Origin of the sequence: Pseudomonas fluorescens (assembly GCF_002022275.1) — a bacterium.
Taxonomy (GTDB): Bacteria; Pseudomonadota; Gammaproteobacteria; order Pseudomonadales; family Pseudomonadaceae; genus Aquipseudomonas; species Aquipseudomonas fluorescens_AJ.
Window position 1 is genome coordinate 497,047 of sequence record NZ_MSDF01000014.1, and the last position, 17,962, is coordinate 515,008.

The window sequence follows — 17,962 nt, forward strand, 5'->3', positions numbered from 1 at the left end:
ACAGCCATCGGTCAAGACCGCTGACCGCTTGCTGCGAGCAATTCCTTCAAGATCGTTGCCGGGTCGGCCCGCTGTTGCTTGCGGTAGTTGCCGACATGGCGAACGAACAGTGTCGCGCGCGTCACCAGGCTCTTGCCGAGCACTGGCTTGCGATCCAACTCTTCCTTGATCCGTTGAAACTGCGCCTGGATCACCGCATCGGTGTAGCGCGTGCCGGTGGCCAGGTTGTCGATATAAATCGCCACGGCGCCGTCGAGGGCGCTGCGGCCATTGGTGATGGCCATGTCGAACAGCTGCGCGCTGGCCTCATCCTTATTGTCTTTGGCTTGCTGGCGACTTTTCTGCAGGTTGGCCAAGCGGATGTTGTAGTTGCTGATGGTCTCGGCCACCAACGCAGCCGACTGAATCAGGTTGCCCGCCGCTTCCTCGCGCTGTTGGGCGATAAGCGAAACGTTGCGCTTGAGCTCTTCGTTGACCAGCCCGAGTTCGGCTTGCAGCTTGGGGTCGACGCTGCTGGCGATGATGCTGTCCAGGCGTTTGGTTGGGTCCTGGGCGTCATCGATGGCGTCGGTCAGCGAGGCCAGACGGCCCTCTTTCTGCCACTGCTCGAACAATTCCTTGTAGCGCGAGCGCGGCGCCGACAGCGCGCCAATTGCCACGCGAAATCCGGTGGTCTCGTTACTCTGTTCGGTGCCGTCGGCAGCAAACAACGGGTACTCGCGGCGCATGCCGGTAAACAACGTGCCCTCGCCTTCCAGGTAGTTGCCGCCCTTGACCACAAAGCCGCCGTAAGTGCCCTGACGGCGCCCGGCATGCACCAGTTGGAAGGACTCCTGGACCATTTCCGCGGCGTTGCCAATCACGTCGAACATACCGATCGGGTTGGGCAATTTGGTGCCAATCGGCATCAAGCGCGCGGCCTGACCGGTGCCGCCTGCGACCTGATTGAACACTGCGTAATCACCCAATGGGCCGTCGCTTTCGCTCCCTTCAACACGCCGAGGAAACAGGCGCCCTTCCAGATCCTGGCGGCTCACCGCCTGGCCACCGCGCGCGGCGAACTCCCACTCCACCTCGGTCGGCAAACGCACAAAACCCAGGCCGCCGTCTTCGGCTGAAGAACCACGCCCACTCACCGGCAATAACTCACGGTGGTATTTCATCAGCCAGGCGCTGTACACCGCCGAGAAGCGCTCGGCCTCAAAGCGCGACAGCTTCACCTTTGGCAAACGCGCAGCCATACCCGTGGGAATGTCGCAGGCTGGCGCCGGTTCATTGCTCGCCAAAGACTGCGCCTGCGCCATCACGGCGGCGTATTGGCGCGCGGTCACCTCGTACTTGCCGATGAAGTACAGCATGGGCTTGAGCGGGGTTTTGGCGTCGGTCTTCGGCATCAGCGGCGCGATGACCTTGTTCCAGTCTTTGGGCAGGTCCTTGAGGGTGAACTGGCCATTGATGAAGTCGCGGCGGTAGCCGGAAATAAACGATTGCTGATAGCCCGCCTCGCCTTCAGCAAAGGGGTAGCCGAGGCTGATTTCACGGTCATCCAGGGTGCCTTGCGCCAGCACGTAGGCGTAGCGAAACACCATGCTGCCTTCGCACGGCAGCGGCAGGCTCACGTCATCCGCCAGCGGTTTTGGATTGTCGAGTTTGTCGCTCGCCTCATCAGCCCAGGCCATCGAGGCCAGGCTCAGCGCCACGGCGGCGCCCAGTAACTTATACATCTCTGATTCCTTCAGAAGCCTGGATACGCGCCACTCGCCAACCACCACACGCCGCCGCCACGGCGCTGACGCCGAAAACAGCCGCCAGGGCCACACCGTAATGCCGCGCCAACAGGTGGCTGGCGTACTCGCCCGGCACCTGCACAAACAGCTTGTTCAACGCCGCGTCAGCCAACCCATACAGCCCGGCACTCAACAGGGCGGCGAAGCCTGCGCTGTACAGCGCCTGCAGCACCACAAACACCAACAACCCGCCGGTGGAAAACCCCAACAGGCGCAACACCGACAACTCCCGACGCTTGCGCGCCACCGCCGCCAGCGCCCCGGCGAAAATCGCCGCAAACGCGCCCGCCAATGCGAGCGCGGCAATGACCCAAAACACAATTGACAGGTTGCGGCTCAAGGATTGCACCTGGGCAATGGTGTTCGCCTGCGTCGACACCAACAGATTCTGCGCGGCGAAATACACCCGCAGCGGTTCCACATCGGTGAGGCTGCGCGCGTACAGGCGAAACGCCGGGTACACCCGCTGCTCACCCACACCCACCGCTTCACCTTCCCAACCCAAGGCGGGTACAGCGCGACCATCGCGGTAATCTTCTGCAGCCTCCAGCAGGCTTAAATCAGCCAATAAACCGTCTCGGGCGAAGGCTTCCAGGGGCAATACCGCCAGCACCTGCACCCGCGTGCGCTGCGCTTCGACGCGCCCCGCCACCTGCCGCGCAAAGCTGGTTTCCAGCCAGTCGCCAGGCCGCGCCGCGAGCTTCTCGGCGGCGGTGTGGCTCAACACGACCTGGTCCAACCCCTTCGGCACCGGCAAGCCGCTCAGCAAAGGATCACCCGGCGCAGTCGGCAGCATTTCCAGAGTCAACGTGCCCACCTGCGCCGTCGCCGCAATCTGCCGCGTACGCGGGAGGGCGAACGCCACATCACCGCGCCCGCCAAGCTGCTCGACAAATACGCGACTGAATCGACCGCCGCCCAACGGAATAATTTCACGGGTGGCGGGGTCGGTCTCCAAACGTTCGGTCAAACTGCTAACCAGTCCAAATTTCAGGCCGAATAACACCAGTAACGGCGCGATGACCGCGACTAACGCCAGCACTGAACAGGCCGACAGCCACGCGTCGTTGCGGTAATCCTGCCAGGCCAGCGACGCCACCAGACCGATACGCATCAGCACGCCTCCCCGAGGGTGGCCGTGACGCCGCCGTCGGTGTCGCGACGGCAACTGATGCGCCGCACCTGCAAGCCACTGGCGCGGGCCAGGGGTTCGTCATGGGTGGCGATCACACAGGCCGCGCGGTGTTCGCGGGCTTGAGCCAACAGCGCCTGCATCACGCGCTCGGCGTTCAACGGGTCGAGGGACGCAGTCGGTTCGTCGGCCAGCACCAGTTGCGGCGCATGGGCCAGGGCGCGCGCGCAACTCACGCGTTGGCGCTGACCCACCGACAACGCGGACGGCTTCTTGGCCAATTGGTCACTGATTTCCAGTCTCTCGGCCAGGCGCACCACGCTGCCGTCATCCTTCAACCCCAACAGCTGGCGAGACAACGCAATATTGCCGCGCACATCGAGAAAGCCCAGCAGCCCGCCGGTTTGCAACACATAGCCCAAGTGCTGGCCTCGCAGGGCTGCGAGGGCAGACTGCTGATCCGCGCGCCACAGCCCGCCAATGTCCTGCTGATGGAACTCAAACTGCCCCACCTGATCCGGCGCCAACACCAGCGCCAGCAGATCCAGCAACGTACTTTTGCCACAACCGCTCGGCCCGACAATCGCCACTTGCTCACCCGCGCGCAGCGTCAACGCCGGAATCACCAGGCTATAGCGCTGGCTACCGACACCCCGGCTCTTGTGCACTGCGTTCAGATTCAGCATTACGGCAGCGTCGACAGCGGAACGCGGTACAACGCATCGCCCGGCTCGGCATCGCCGAAACGGACCCAGTTGGCCAGGTCATTGTGGAAGGTTTCGTAGAGACGGATTTTCGAGTCCAGTTCGTCGATAAAGTCTTCCTGCTCAGCCACGCTCAACGACAACCACAAGTCCTGGGTCATGTTCAGCGACTTGCTGCGGTACGGCAGGCCTTCCAGGTATTCACCGAGAATGCCGCCGTCAGCCAGGTTGCCGCCCTTGCGCAGGGCTTGCGGGTCGCGGCTCATGTAGGCCGAGGCGCTGGCGATTTCCTGGAAGAAGTCCTTGGGCGAAGTCTGGGTTTTGCGCGCCGCGTCCACGATCAGTTTCAGCGATTGCTGCAGGTCGTTGAGCTGCAATTTGGTCAGCATCACGCACACTTGAAACGCCGGCAGTGCCGGGTTGGTGAGGTCGCGGTCGGCGGTCCAGGCGCTGACCAGTTGCGGCGCCTGGCTCGCGGTTTTGCGGCCGAGGAAGTCCATGTGCATCGCGTAGCCGACGGCGGCGGATTTGTCGGCCAGAGTCGGTGCGGCACTCAGCAATGGCACCGGCTGCGGCGTGTTGCTACGCACCTGATGGACGAGGTTGGCAAACACGCTGCCGATCTCATCGACACGCTCACCCAGCTTGTGCACATCGCCGCCCGGCACGGGTGTGTAGAGGTCGCCAATCTGCGGGTTGGCGTCGGCTGTGAGAATGCGGTATTGGCTTTCGGCGCCTGCATGGGTTTTCTTGCCGGCGTCGGTGCGCAGGTGCAGGGCGTAGATTTTGATCTGCTTGCCCAGCGCGGCCTGGCGTACTTCGGCTTCGTTCATCTGGGTGGTGGCGAACGGGTCGTTCTTGCGCAGGGCGCCGGCATCGGTGACCAGCAAAATAATGCGACCGCCGTAGCCCGACCAATCCATGCCGTCCACCGCCTGCATCACCCCGGCAAACGCGTCTTCGTTGAACGAGTGGCTCGACACAGTGGACGCTTTGACTTGGCGCGCCATGTCGAGAAAGCGTTGCGGGTCGCGGCCCTGGTCGAGGGTGATCAGGGTTTTGGCGACGTATTCCAGGCCCGGGGTTTTCTTGATGCTGTTGCGAAAGCCCACCAGGCCAAAGCTGACGCTGTCGAGCTCGCCGCGTTCGGCGATGCGGGTTTGCAGCTCGTGCACCACGTCGCGAACCTGGTCGATGTAGGGTTGCATCGACACAGTGGTGTCCACCACCAGCACTACGGCGGTGCGGAAGGCATCGGCGTTGGCACTGGAATTTATCGCCCGCGTGGCAGGCTTGGCCGCCACACTGCCCGGGTCGATGGAGGCCACATTGAGCAACTGCACCGGCTGGCCATTTTCGTCGAAGCTCTCTTTGGAATCAAAGATCGGCAGCAGGTAGAACTGGTTCTGCGGGACGGCGCTGGCGGTTGGCTCAAGCGCTAACACCCGTTGATTGTCTTCGCCGTTTTTCTGCGCCTCGGCCAACACGCTCTTGGCCGCGGCAGGGTCAGCCAGCAGCTTCTCGACTTCAGCCGATTGGCGCAGGAACATCACCGGCGCCCGGCCCGAACGCTCGGTGAACTTGAGCACCAGGCTTTGCTTCCAGTCGCTGACTTGCGAGGCCGGCAGCCAACCGTCGCTGCGCCCGTCAGTGGCGGCGCCGACGCGAATCCACGGGCTGCCGTCGACATCCTTGCGCTGGTAAACGTAGAGCACGGAAAACGCCGGCAGGCCTTCGCCTGAAGCACCACCGGCGTCATGGGAGAGTTTCGCGCCGGGCTTGCTGAGCACACGCTGGAACAGCGTTTTTTTGCCCGCCATCAGCAGAGGCCGCTGGCCGCCATCGACTTCGACCACCACCGGCTTCAACTCCGGCGGCGGGGTTTTCGGGACCACGGCAACGGGCGGTTTGGCGGGCGCATCGCCGCCACTCAACCACCAGTAACTGGCGCCACCAATGGCCAGCGCAACCGCGACGGCCACGGCCGCCAGCGCCAACACCGGCCCACGGCGCTGCTCGGAAACGGCACGGTGCTGCGTCGGTGTGACCACGGGTTGGCGCACCGGTTGGGGCTGGGGCTTGTCGGTGGGAATCTCGATGGATTCGGGCGTGATGCCGGCCAGATCAAAACTCAGCGGAATCGGCAGCGGCCGCACCAGCGTGGCTTCCAGCGACTCTGCCGGCAGTTGGTCCAGCGCCCTCAGCAACGCCGCCGCATCCGGGAAACGTTCGGCCGGGTCTTTGGCCAACAACTTGCGCAACACGTCCTGATATCGCCCGTGGTGTACCGGCAGTTCCGGCAACGGTTCGGTCAGGTGCGCCAGCGCCGTCGACAGCGCATCGGTGCCGTTATACGGCAGCTTGCCGACGAGCATTTCATACAGCACCACGCCCAACGCATACAGGTCGGCGCGGCCGTCAATCTCCTGGCCTCGCGCCTGTTCCGGGCTCATGTAGCTCGGCGTGCCCACGGCAAAACCGGCCTGAGTGAATTGGGTGCGATCATCCAGCGACTTGGCGATACCGAAGTCCGACAGCACCGCCGTACCGTCAGCGCGGAACAGAATGTTCGCCGGTTTGACATCGCGGTGCACCAGCCCCTGGGCGTGGGCATAACCCAGCGCCGAGGCAATCTGGCGGATGTAGGTAAGGCCCTGCTCCGGCGTCAGCCCGGCAGCGATGCGCTCTTTGAGCGTGCCATTGGGCAGGTATTCCATGGCCATGTAATACAGCTCACCGACATTGCCGATGTCATGGATGGTCACCGTGTGCGGGTGCGACAAGCGCGCCAGGGTTTTGCCCTCGCGCAAAAAACGCTCGCAGAAACTCGGGTCGGCCGCCAGCGCCGCCGCCATCACCTTCAGCGCCACTTTGCGCTCCAGTGAGCGCTGGGTCGCCAGGTACACGCTGGCCATGGCGCCTTCGCCGATCTCGCCGTCGATGTCATAACCCGGAATCACGATGTTCATGGCGAGACCTTCACGACAATGGCGGTGATGTTGTCGGGCGCGCCCCGGTTCAGCCCCAGGTGCACCAGGCTGCGCACGATTTCATCCGGCGCGTCATGGCCCAGAACTTCGCCTATTTCGTGGTCTTCGACGGTTTTGTTCAGGCCGTCGCTGCACAGCAGGTAGCTGTCGCCGGGGGCGATCAGCAGGTCGACCACCGCCAGCTCCAGCTGGGCTTCCACGCCCACTGCGCGGGTCACGATATTGGCGCGCGGGTGCACGCGGGCATCGGCTTCGCTGAGCAGGCCGCTGTCTTGCAGGTCCTGCACGTAGCTGTGATCGCGAGAGATGCTTTCCAGCACGCCGTCGCGCAGGCGATACAGGCGGCTGTCGCCCGCCCACAAACACACGCCGCGCAAACCACGGGCGGCAAACACCACCACGGTGCTGCCCATCATGGTCACGCCACGGTTGGCGGTTTCTTCGCGCACGGCGGCGTTGATGCGAATCAGGTCATTGCGCAGCGCCGCCGAGTATTCATCGAGGGAACGGCCCACCGGCACATTGCGCAGGCTGTCGACAATCAGGCTACTGACGTAGTCGCCTGCCGCATGGCCGCCCATGCCGTCGGCTACCACCCACAGGCGGTTTTCCGGCAGGTCCAGGCACGCGTCTTCGTTGACCTGGCGAACCATGCCCACATGGCTTTTGCTTGCGGATTTGAACGTCGAGCCCATCTACACCACACCTTCTTGTCCAAGCAAAAACTGCGCAAAATCGCTGGCGGCAGGCAGGCCCTGACACCGCAATAAACCGGGGGAAATACGTTCGGAACCTCGGCCCCACCACAGGCTCGCGCCTTCGCAGGCAAATTCTGCGAGTGCGGTCATTCGGCTGTGAGGCACGGTGGCGGCCACCCGCTGCAGGCCGGCAAAGCGGCTGTCTGCTGCGCGCAGCTCGCTGGCTGGAATGCCGAGGTTGTCGACGCCATCGCTGAAGCTTTCAAAGGTGGCACCGGCATCCAGAGTGCTGAGCAACAGCTCCTCGGCCTGCTCGAACCACGTGTCCGGGCCGCCGACCAAGGAAGCGGGATTGGTGTCGTGATCCAGCAACGCCACCACCGCCAGCGGGAAATAGCGCCCGACGCGATCAATGCTCGGCATCACCACACCCGCCGCCGCATCCGGCCCGCACACGCCCGGCGCGAGCACAAAACGCCACAGCGGGCTGACCAGGTACACGTTGAGCCAGTCGCCGCCGAGGCTGTTCTGGCTGGCGAGCAAACCCGACGCCAGCCAGCTGTCCCAAGGGCCGATAAAACTCTGGGGCAAGGCGCGGCTGACAAAGTCCCCGCGGCTGGCCAATTTGCCGTAGAAACCGGGCGTCGTCATAGCCGCTCCGGCAGGCTGAAGCCGCTGAGCACACGGCTCTTGAACGGGTTGAAGGCACTGTTCGCGCGCAGCTCATAGGCGATGCTCGCGCCATCAACCCGCAAGCGCAGGTTGAAGCGGTCCGGCGAATTACCCGCCGTGAGGTCCGATTGTTCCAGCAGGCGGAACCAGGCCCACGGACCATCAAGGGTCACGCCCGAACGCCCGCTGGCCGACGGCGGCATGATCGAAATACGCACCACACCAATGCTGCCGGGGTTCGGCCATTGCATCGCAACCGGGCGGCTCGGGCCGTGGTCGTAGCTCAATTGCTGGCCATCGAGGTCGAGCAGGAACTGAGTGATGGTCGGGTCCATCGACACCGGTTTGAGTTCGAAACGCACAATCGGCTGAGTGCCACCGGCGCGGAAAAACGCATCACGAATCGCCGCCGCCCGCTGGAAGGTTTGCAATACGCCCGGCGCGATGCCGAGCTTCTGCGCCGCGCCCGGCTGCCAGCGCCACGTCTGAGTAGACGTGTCCACGTAAGGCTGCAGGTATTTGCGGAAGTAATTATCCATCACCCCGCCCACGCCGAAGAACTGGCCGAAGTCATCCAGCGTTGCATCGCGGGCACTGCCCGGCGACATCGGGTAACGCCCGGCCAGGGACTGGCGATACACATTCACCACTTCGCTGACCCAGGCCGCATTCAGCTGGTTACGCACCCCGCCCATCATGCTGTTGGTGGTGGAATTGACCACCGACTTGACCATGCCCTGCACCAACGGCGGCTGGCGTTCGGCATTCAGGCTGACCCGCGTGGCAGCCGCCGCGGCCTGGTTCTTCGCTTCGCCGAGCAACGCATCGCCACTGGCGCCCACCATGGCGCTGACCTGCACATACAGCGCGTTCATATCGGCCAGCAGACCGTCGATGGCCGCCGGTTCGCCTTCGTTTTTACTGACGATGCTGTTGAGTTCGGCAAAGTGCGCGGTCACCGGATCATCCGCCGCTTCGGGCTTGCTGGCCGTCTGTTGCTCCTGGCCAAGCAAGTTGCCGAGGCGCTCTTTAAGCTTGTCGACGCCGCCTTCCACCGGCACGCCTTTGGCGGCCAGCTGGCGTTCTTCGGCTTGCAGATCGGTTTCCCTGGCCACGGCCACCAGCAGTTTTTTTAATGGCGAGGTCGGGCCGGAAATCACCCGCAGCACGTCGGCAGCCTGGGCCACGCTGGTAATCGGCACAAAGTCGATGTCGGCCAGCAGCGCGTCCCACTGGCGCTGATAGTCCTGGAAATACAAACGGCGCACATCACCGGCCAGGCTCACCACATTTTGCTGATCGGCCTGCTCATGGCCGAGCACCCATTGCTCTTCGGCGAGGGTGCCGGTCTGGTTCAGGCTGCTCAGCAGGAAGGCCTGGCGATAGCCCTTGGCGGTGAAAAAACCACTCAACGGCTCGCCCAACGGCTTGCCACTTTTGCGGCTGAACACCAGCGCGGCGTCACGGCCGGCGGCTTCGTTGATCCGAAAATCCGGGATGCCGTCGGGCAGTTTCTGACGCTTGACCCGGTCATACACGCGCTGGGCCACCGGCAGTTGTTGCAGCTGTCGACGCAGGTCGTCGATCAGCCGTGGGTCGAGGCGCGCATTGGGTGGATGGCGTTCGAACAAGGCCTGCAAATGGGTGGTCAACGCCTGACGCTGATCGGCCGGCAGGTCGCGCGGCAAGCTGCGGTCCCAGTCCAGTGCGATCCACGCCTTGATGAAGTCCGGGTCGTAATGCTCGGCATCCGCCAGCATCAGGTAGGCCTTGAGGCCTTCGTAGAGGAAGTCGGAATTGCCGCCGCCGTGCAGTTGCTCCTCGATACGCGTCACCAGACGCGGCGCGAACACGGCGATCAACAGCTTGCGGTACACGCTGCCCGACTCGGCTTCGAGCATGTCGCCCTGATACAGGCCCAAGCCTTCGGCCCAGTTCGGTGAATCGCCGGCAAGGCCTTTTACCGCGTTGAGCAGCGGCAGCACGGCGAGTACATCGCGCTGCGCCGGGCTGAGGGTTTGCACGGCCTGGCCGAGTGGCGCGACTTTCTGATCGACCTGCGCGATATACGCCTGGTTGGCGCGATAACTCACCCACCACAGGCTGCTGACCACCAGCACCCCAACAACAGTGGCGGCCAGCACACCGCGCGCAATCCACTTGCGTCGACGTTCGACCTTGGGGTTCACCCCCACCAGCCCGCGTTCGGCAAAGGCCACGGCGGTGAACAGTTTTTCGATGAAGTAACTGCGCCCGGTGCCGCTCTGGCGCGCCAGGTGCTGGCGGTCCAGGTTCATGCTCTGGGCCATGGCGCCGATCAGGCGGTCAATCGGGCTGCCTTCCTGGGTGCCGCTGGTGAAGTACACACCGCGCAGCAACACGCGCTCTTCAAAAGCATTGGGCTTGAACACGCCTTCGAGGAAGCTTTGCAGACAATCCTTTAAAGCGCCGAACTGCTGCGGGAAGCCGTAGATCAGGTCACGCCGCGCCGGGTCGCGCTCTTGTTGCAGACGCTCGACCAAACGTTCGTTGAGGCGTTGCTCCAAACCGGCGAATTCGCTTTGCAGATGGGCCAGCGGGCTGTCGGTGTTTTTGCCGTCGTCCAGCGCGAAGGTCATGCCCCACACCTGCGCGCGGTCTTCCTTGCTCAGGTTGTCGAAAAACTCCATGAAGCCGGGCACAAGATCAAGCTTGGTCAGCATCAGGTAGATCGGGAAGCGCACGCCCAATTGGGTGTACAGCTCCTGGATGCGCAGGCGGATCGCGGCGGCGTGGGCAGCGCGCTCGGCGTCCGTGCCCAGCAGCAAATCCGACAGGCTGATGGCAATAAAAGCGCCATCGATAGGGCGACGCGAACGCTGCTTTTTCAGCAGGTCGAGGAAGCCCAGCCACGCGGCTTTATCCACCGTGGAGTTGCTGTCCTGAGTCGTGTAGCGCCCGGCGGTGTCGAGCAGTACCGCCTGATCGGTAAACCACCAATCGCAGTTACGCGTGCCACCCACGCCGCGCACCGCACCGGCGCCCAGCTGCGCGGCCAGCGGAAAATGCAGGCCGGAATTGACCAGCGCCGTGGTCTTCCCCGAACCCGGCGGGCCGATGATCACGTACCACGGCAGCTCGTAAAGGTTGCGGCGCTCGTCGCCACCGAGCTTGGCTTTCTTGAGCAGCGTCAGGGCCTCGTCCATGCGCTGGCGCAGGGTGCTGAGTTCTTCGGCAGTTGCGACAGAATTGGGGTCAGCCGGGGTTTCCGCCGCCAGGCTGCGCATCACTTCAGCAGCCTGTCGACGGGCCTGGATAACGCGGAACACGCGGTAGGCGATCCACACGGCAAACACCAGAATGATCAGCGCCCAGCGGCGCCCTTCCGGCATCAGCACATCGAGCAGCGGCCCGACAAACCAGATAATCAGGCTCAGGGCGATCAGGCCCAGCAACGGGATCACCCAGCGAATCATGAAACTGAAAAACGCCTTCACTCGACGCCCTCCGCCAATACGGTGATTTCAACCCGACGATTGCGGGCACGGCCCTCGGCGGTAGCGTTCGTTGCCACAGGCTCGGTGTCGCTTCTGCCCTCGGCACTGAAGCGGTCCGCCTGGCCGGTCTTGGCCGCCAGAATCTCCAGCACGGATTTGGCCCGTGCCTCGGACAAGGCCCAGTTGGACGGGAAGCGCAGCGTGGCAATCGGGCGGTTGTCGCTGTGCCCGGTCACGCGCACCTGGCCCTTGACCTTGCGGATGGCGTCGGCGATGCGCAGCATCAGTGGCTGGTAGTCGTCGACAATGCTGGAGCTGGCGGAAGGGAACAGCTCATCGCCGCGAATGGTCACGACTGAGCGATCCACTTTGTCTTCGACGGCGACGCGACCGGCCTTGATGTCTTCCACCAAGAAGCCCGCCAGACGCGGCCGTTCCACCACTTTTGGCTGCACCACCGGGCGATCGATGGCCTGCACCGGGATCTCGCCAAGGGCATGGATATTCTTGAACACCGGCTCGGCATCCGACGCCAGCTTCAGGCGCAGCCCGAACAGCAACGCCAGCAGCAGCGCCAGGCCGATGGCCACGGCGATCCACGGCGGCATGAATTGCGCCAGGCGATCGCGCGCCACGGTCACGCCGCGCCAGTGCGGCGACAGCTCGCGCTCATGCTCGCCACGCGCGCTGCGAATCGCCGCGGCGGTGCGTTCACGCAGGGCTTCCAACTGGCTGCGACCGTCGTTCATTACGCGGTAGCGGCCTTCGAAACCCAGGCACATGCACAGGTACAACAGCTCCAGCAGGTACAAACGTTCGCGCGGGCTTTGCAGGCAGTGGTCGAGCAACTGGAAGACTTTTTCGCCGCCCCAGGCTTCGTTGTGCACGGTGATCAACAGGCTCTGTTTGCCCCAGTCGCTGGTGCTGCCCCATGGTGTGCTCAGCACGGCTTCGTCGAGCGCAGTACACAGCGCGTAACGCGCCAGCAGCACTTCGTTGCGCGCTACACCGGCGGCTTCGGCGCGCTCTTCGAACTGGCGCAGATAGGCCAGCAGCTGCGCACGCAAACTGGCCGGCGCCGGGTGGGCGATGGTGTTGCGCAGGCGCGTCAGCAAAGCCAGGAGCGGGCCGGCGGCGCTTTCCAGCGGGTTCAGGCCATGGCTTTTACCGGTGAGGATCGGCGCGGCGGGCATGGACAAAGGGGCCGGTTCCGCGCGAGCAGGTTGCCCGTTTGCAGGTTCAGGCGAGCGGCCACCCGGACGCGGCATGAACTGGGTGCGTTCATCATCATTGGGATGCATCGCGGATTATCCTCGGATCGCCCAGAAGGCCAGGTTCAAGCCCGGGAACTGCCCGGCGATATGGAAGGCAAAACCACCGGAATTGCTCAGTTGCTGCCAGTGTTCGCTGCCACGGTCCAGCTCGTAATAAGTGGAGCCCGCGTGGTAAGGCAACTGGCGTGGCGCCACCGGCAACGGCAGCAAGCCGATGCCCGGCAGTTGCAGGTTGACCAGGTCGCGGATGTGCTCCACCGAGCCGACCTTGCTCTGCTGGCCGAAGCGCGCGCGCAGGGTTTCGCCGGGCACATCGGCGCGCACCACGAGGATGAAGCTGGCATTGTCGATGAGGGTTTTGTCGGCCAGCATCGCCACGTGAATGCCGTAGGCTTTTTCCACAATCGGGATTGGCGTGGCTTTGCTGTCAATCAGCATCGACAGCGCTTCACGCAGCGCCTGCATCACCGGCGCGAAGCTCAGCGCCAAGTCGTCGTGCTGGTATTGCGGGTATTCCTGCGGGCGTCGGCCAGAGGTGGAGAACGTCGAAAATTCACCCGCCAGGCTCACCAGTTCGCTGAAAAAACGCTCCGGGTGCAGCGGAGTCAGCTGGCTCAAATGCTGGATCAACGGTTGCGCGCGGTTGACCAGTTGCAGCAGCATGAAGTCGGCAATTTCCGACGCGCCCCCGGCGCCCGAGGCGACCACGCGGCCCGCCAGCGCTTCGCCGCGCTGGTGCAGCAAGCCGAGCAGTTCACTGCGAAACGCGGTCAGCGGTTTGCTCGCAGCCACATCCAGCACGGGCGGGATGTAGGTGTCGTCGAGCACCAGCGCGCGGTCGGCGCGTTTTTCCTTGATGCGCACCAGCCCGATGGCGGCGTAATCGCTGACGCCATCCTGGGCAGTCAGCAAGCGCAGAGCGCGGGAGCCGACAGCCACAGGCGCGCGGTTTTCGAACGGCGCGTTGTCGTCGCGCACTTCGCGCACCTGGCTCACATAACGCGCCGCTTCCAGCGCTTCGCCTTCATCCACGGTGTCACGGGCGCCCGCTCGCTTGAGCGGCAGCGCCAGATAGACCAGCCCGTCGCGCAGGCTGTCGTCAATGTTCAACGGGCTCGGCGCCACATCATCCTGAGGAATATTGAACGGCGTGCCATCCGGCAGCAGGCCTCGCGCCGACACGATCGCCAGCTTGCCCTGGGCCAACAGGCCCTGATCGATCAGTAACTCGGAAAAACCCCAGGCACCCGCCGACAGCGGGCGGCTGCGCGCATCGATCAGGTTTTCCAGGTAACGGTCATGCTGCTGGAAGTGCTGCGTTCCGATGAACATGCCTTCCGACCAGACCACGCGATTGTTCCAGGACATGGGGGCTCCGATCTCTTGTTATTGGGCAGTGCTTGCGGGGGGAACCACGACGTCGGCACGCACGGCGTGCACATCGAGGCTGATCTGGTATTCGGTGTATTGGCGCGCCGGCACATCGATCACCGTGCGCCATTGCGCGCGGTCAAGTTCGCGATAGCCGACCAGCAAGCCGATCTGGCGCGTGGAAGGATCGAGGTCGCGCTTGATGCTCAGTTGCTGGCCGGGTTGCACCATCACTTCGTCCTGATCAAGCAGGTCCAGGCCGAGCGTGGATTGCGCGCGGTCAGCCAGCGCGAAGTAATCGGAACGGCCGAAAGTGGCGGCGTTTTTCAGTTCGAAAATGCGCACCCGCACCGGGGCGGCCTGGCCATTGGCGCCCGGGTTGAGCCCGGCAATGGCGTGAAAGTGCAGCTCGGCGGTGGTGTCGGGTTTGGCGGCATCCTTGGCACACGCCGTCAACAGCAACGCGGTGGCAACTGCGAGTAGAAACCTGGGAATCATCCTGCGTCCTCAATGACGTATTTAGCTATCCGTTAAATCCATGTGTTACAGGTGGTCAGCGACGCTGTCGTGCACTGTGTTCTTCGTAAGCCCGGCTGAATTCGCGGCCGAAAAGGTCCTGGAAATCTTCCTGGGCCTCGCGGGAAATATTGCTGTAGAGCTCGGTGAACTGCTGCCAGTACTGGGCCTGGCGCGAGCCGTTGAAAATACTCGACAGCCCGCCGGGCTTGCCCATGCGCTCTTCCAGCTGACCCGGCTCAAAGCGCGTCAGCAGGTGCTTGATTGCGGCTTCCACCCCGGCCATCACTGCCAACTGGTGGGCGCGCAAGTCGTCGAAACTGTCGCGCACCGCGGCGTCCGGCGCCATAAACGCTTGGTTTCCATGGCGCAGCAGGAGCAACAAGGCTTCGTCGGCATTCGGGGCGAATTTCAACGGATTGTTTTCGGCGGGCCGGATCATGGTTTGCTGCATGCGGAACTCGCCCTTGAGGCTGGCCCGCGCACGCAGTACGTCGATCAGGCCTTCGACCATCAGCCGGTAACTGCGGCCGATGCTTTCCATTTGGGCTTCCGCCTGGGCTTTGTCGAGGCGCAGTTGGTCGAGGCCGGCACCGCGCAGGAACGCGTTCAGCAGATCAGCTTGCTGCGCCGTTTCGGCCACGGGGAGCGCAGGCTCAACCACAGGTGGCGGCTGGATGATTGCAGCGGGCGCAGAGGTGACGGGGGCGGGTGGTGTATCGGCAAACAGGTCCCAGTCGTCGGGAATCACGGAAGCCGAGACCACCGGCTTTTCGACCAGCGGTACTGAAACGGGCGTCGGCGGACGGAAATCGTGCTGCTCGGAGGGCACGTGGTCCGCCACGGTCGGCGGTGGCACGGCGGTCGGGCTGAGGAAGTCGAACAGGTCCGGCAAGGTATCCATCGACGAGGCGCCCTGAAACTGCGGCGCGATCACAGGAACCGGCGTTGGCGTGTTGACCACGGCGCCCATCAGCGCTTCAAAGCTATTCGGCGAGTCACCGGCAAACGGTTGGCTATCAACGGCTTGCACGCTGAAATCAATGCGCGCCTGAATTTCGTAATCGCCGATGCGGATCAACTCGCCATCCTGCAACAGCTCGCTATTACCCCGGCGCAAACGAATACCGGCGTTAACCAACTCGACACCGTTTGTGCTGTTGTCGGTTAAATAATAACGGCCCTCTTTGTATTGAATAACACAGTGTTGCGAAGAGACCAGACGCTCTGGGTCGGGCAATACCCAGTCATTGTCGGAACTGCGGCCGATCGCCATCGAGCCCTGGTTCAAGGACTTTTCGGGGCACTGCCCAGGGGTGATCTTGTGATAACTAGTAATAGTCAAACACAGCGACATCTTGCCTCCTTGCTGATACTTCGCGCGCAGTCGATCCCCGGGGCTACGCTTCCCGAGGAGTCCCACCAGGTCGTGCAAACGACCCTCACAACCTGCTTTTGTCAGCATGATCGCTGATCTTAACTGGGCTCCATGACAAAAATCCTGTTCCGGTGTGCCACTAGACCCACCAGTCGCGCAGGTTGTTAAACACCGCACATCTGTCACAGAGGGCGAATAGCTTACCTTGACAAGGCCCAACTACTACACCAAAAATGCACAACTTCTTGAACACCAGTGATGGCACTTTGAAATCAACTTGAATTCAAAGTTCCACTATGACCAAGAAAACATGCCTAGTTCATCGCGCAACTAGTGCATGCGTTGCCCGCCATCTAACGGGCTGATAGGGAGATCAAATTCAGTGGATGTGCCGTTGCTGCTCACCGCCGTTTCCGCGACTTCGCCGTGTGGCGAAGACATGGAATATGACGCGCAATTTCTCCAGCTGGAACGTGACGCCAAGGGCCAACCCGAGCGCAGCATGGGCGACTCGATCCTGCCCGCCGAACCGCCGGAGTGGCGCAGCATCCAGCAGCAAAGCCTCGACCTGCTGCAACGCAGCAAAGACCTGCGCATCACCCATTTCCTGCTGCAAAGCTCCCTCGCCCTTCAGGGTGTGGCCGGGCTGGCTGAAGTCCTTACCTTGATCAACGCGTTGCTGCGCGAATACTGGGCCGACCTGCACCCGCGCCTGGATGCCGACGACGATAACGACCCTACCGTGCGCGTCAACGCGCTGTCCGGCCTGACGAGCGACACCACCATTCGTCTGCTGCGCGAAAGCATCCTCACGCGCTCGCGCACCTTCGGGCCCGTGAGCCTGCGCGCGGCGCTCAACGCCAGCGGCCTGCAGATTTTTGCCGATGAACAGCTCGGCAGCCAGCAGCTCAACGCGGCGTTCCTCGACAGCGACCCCGAACAGCTGCAGGCCACCCGCGATGCCCTGAGCGCGGCGCGCGCGGCGTGCGAAGCCATCGAACAACAGGTCAACGATCAAGTCGGTTCCGCCCAAGGCGTGGACTTGAGCGGCTTGAAGCAACCGCTCAAGCAGGCCCTGCACATACTCAACCAAGCGGTGCCTGGCACCGACAGCAGCAGCGAACCCGAGGCCGTCAGTGACGACAATGCCCCCTCGGTCGAGTACGCCGCCGCACCCGCAGCCCCTCGCCCCGCTGGCGACATCGCCACCCGTGATGACGTGCTGCGCAGCCTCGACAAGATCCTTGCGTACTACACCCGGCACGAGCCTTCGAGCCCGCTGCCGGTGCTGTTGAACCGGGCGAAACATCTGGTGCACGCCGACTTTGCGGCGATCGTGCGCAATCTGATTCCCGACGGCATGTCCCAATTTGAAAACCTGCGCGGCCCGGACAGCGAGTAAGCCGCCGGACCGTGCAGTAACAACACCGTCGCTCAAGCGACCAGGAGCAGCATCGTGGCGAAGCAAAGTTCTCAGAAATTCATTGCGCGCAACCGCGCGCCTCGAGTGCAGATCGAGTACGACGTCGAGCTTTACGGCGCCGAGAAGAAGGTCCAGCTGCCCTTCGTAATGGGCGTGATGGCCGACCTCGCCGGCAAGCCTGCCGAGCCGCTCGCCGCTGTGGCCGACCGCAAGTTTCTTGAAGTGGATGTCGACAACTTCGACTCGCGCCTCAAGGCCATGCAGCCCCGCGTCGCGTTCCATGTACCGAATGAGCTGACCGGCGAAGGCAACCTGAGCCTGGACATCACCTTCGAAAGCATGGACGACTTCAGCCCGGCCGCCGTGGCCCGCAAGGTCGACTCGCTGAACCAACTGCTCGAAGCCCGCACTCAGCTGGCCAACCTGCTGACCTACATGGACGGCAAGACCGGCGCTGAAGAAATCATCATGAAAGCGATCAAGGACCCGGCACTGTTGCAGGCCCTTGCGAGCGCGCCGAAGCCGGCAGGGAACCAGTAAT

The 17,962-nt window shown here is 63.3% G+C and carries 13 protein-coding genes; 2 read left to right on the top strand and 11 right to left on the bottom strand.

Annotated elements, in window-relative coordinates; genetic code table 11:
- Window positions 1-11: 11 nt before the first annotated feature.
- From BFW87_RS10585 to tagH, 11 genes are read right to left on the bottom strand one after another with little or no spacing between them, the layout of a single operon-like run.
- Window positions 12-1,724 (bottom strand): formylglycine-generating enzyme family protein, encoded by a 1,713-nt coding sequence (locus tag BFW87_RS10585; RefSeq protein WP_078739785.1) that lies wholly within the window; start codon window positions 1,722-1,724, stop codon window positions 12-14.
- Window positions 1,717-2,901 (bottom strand): ABC transporter permease, encoded by a 1,185-nt coding sequence (locus tag BFW87_RS10590; RefSeq protein ID WP_078739786.1) that lies wholly within the window; start codon window positions 2,899-2,901, stop codon window positions 1,717-1,719. Before BFW87_RS10590 ends, BFW87_RS10585 begins: the two co-directional genes overlap by 8 nt.
- Window positions 2,901-3,605 carry an ABC transporter ATP-binding protein gene (locus BFW87_RS10595; RefSeq protein WP_078739787.1) on the bottom strand — a complete coding sequence of 235 codons (705 nt, stop codon included), beginning with the start codon at window positions 3,603-3,605 and terminating at the stop codon, window positions 2,901-2,903. The genes BFW87_RS10590 and BFW87_RS10595 overlap by 1 nt, the downstream gene beginning before the upstream one ends.
- Entirely contained in the window at window positions 3,605-6,592 is a 2,988-nt protein-coding gene (locus tag BFW87_RS10600) for a serine/threonine-protein kinase (protein ID WP_078739788.1), read from the bottom strand. The genes BFW87_RS10595 and BFW87_RS10600 overlap by 1 nt, the downstream gene beginning before the upstream one ends.
- On the bottom strand, window positions 6,589-7,308 hold the full coding sequence (locus tag BFW87_RS10605) for a PP2C family protein-serine/threonine phosphatase (protein ID WP_078739789.1): 720 nt from the start codon (window positions 7,306-7,308) through the stop codon (window positions 6,589-6,591). The genes BFW87_RS10600 and BFW87_RS10605 overlap by 4 nt, the downstream gene beginning before the upstream one ends.
- On the bottom strand, window positions 7,309-7,962 hold the full coding sequence (tagF, locus tag BFW87_RS10610; RefSeq protein WP_078739790.1) for a type VI secretion system-associated protein TagF: 654 nt from the start codon (window positions 7,960-7,962) through the stop codon (window positions 7,309-7,311).
- Complete coding sequence (tssM, locus tag BFW87_RS10615; RefSeq protein ID WP_078739791.1) at window positions 7,959-11,459, bottom strand: type VI secretion system membrane subunit TssM; 3,501 nt, start codon at window positions 11,457-11,459, stop codon at window positions 7,959-7,961. Before tssM ends, tagF begins: the two co-directional genes overlap by 4 nt.
- Window positions 11,456-12,760 (bottom strand): DotU family type VI secretion system protein, encoded by a 1,305-nt coding sequence (locus BFW87_RS10620; protein WP_078739792.1) that lies wholly within the window; start codon window positions 12,758-12,760, stop codon window positions 11,456-11,458. Before BFW87_RS10620 ends, tssM begins: the two co-directional genes overlap by 4 nt.
- A gap of 6 nt (window positions 12,761-12,766) precedes the next feature.
- Entirely contained in the window at window positions 12,767-14,101 is a 1,335-nt protein-coding gene (gene tssK, locus BFW87_RS10625) for a type VI secretion system baseplate subunit TssK (protein WP_078739793.1), read from the bottom strand.
- Between the two features lie 18 nt (window positions 14,102-14,119).
- Window positions 14,120-14,602: a type VI secretion system lipoprotein TssJ gene (tssJ, locus tag BFW87_RS10630; RefSeq protein WP_078739794.1), complete on the bottom strand. Its 483-nt coding sequence runs from the start codon at window positions 14,600-14,602 to the stop codon at window positions 14,120-14,122.
- 55 nt (window positions 14,603-14,657) lie between these two features.
- Window positions 14,658-15,977, bottom strand: a complete 1,320-nt coding sequence (gene tagH, locus BFW87_RS10635) for a type VI secretion system-associated FHA domain protein TagH (protein ID WP_078739795.1) — start codon at window positions 15,975-15,977, stop codon at window positions 14,658-14,660.
- 403 nt (window positions 15,978-16,380) lie between these two features.
- On the opposite strand from tagH, the gene tssA reads away from it, so the two are divergent.
- Window positions 16,381-17,400: a type VI secretion system protein TssA gene (gene tssA / locus BFW87_RS10640; RefSeq protein WP_078739796.1), complete on the top strand. Its 1,020-nt coding sequence runs from the start codon at window positions 16,381-16,383 to the stop codon at window positions 17,398-17,400.
- A gap of 54 nt (window positions 17,401-17,454) precedes the next feature.
- Window positions 17,455-17,961: a type VI secretion system contractile sheath small subunit gene (gene tssB / locus BFW87_RS10645; RefSeq protein ID WP_078739797.1), complete on the top strand. Its 507-nt coding sequence runs from the start codon at window positions 17,455-17,457 to the stop codon at window positions 17,959-17,961.
- Window position 17,962 lies beyond the last annotated feature (1 nt).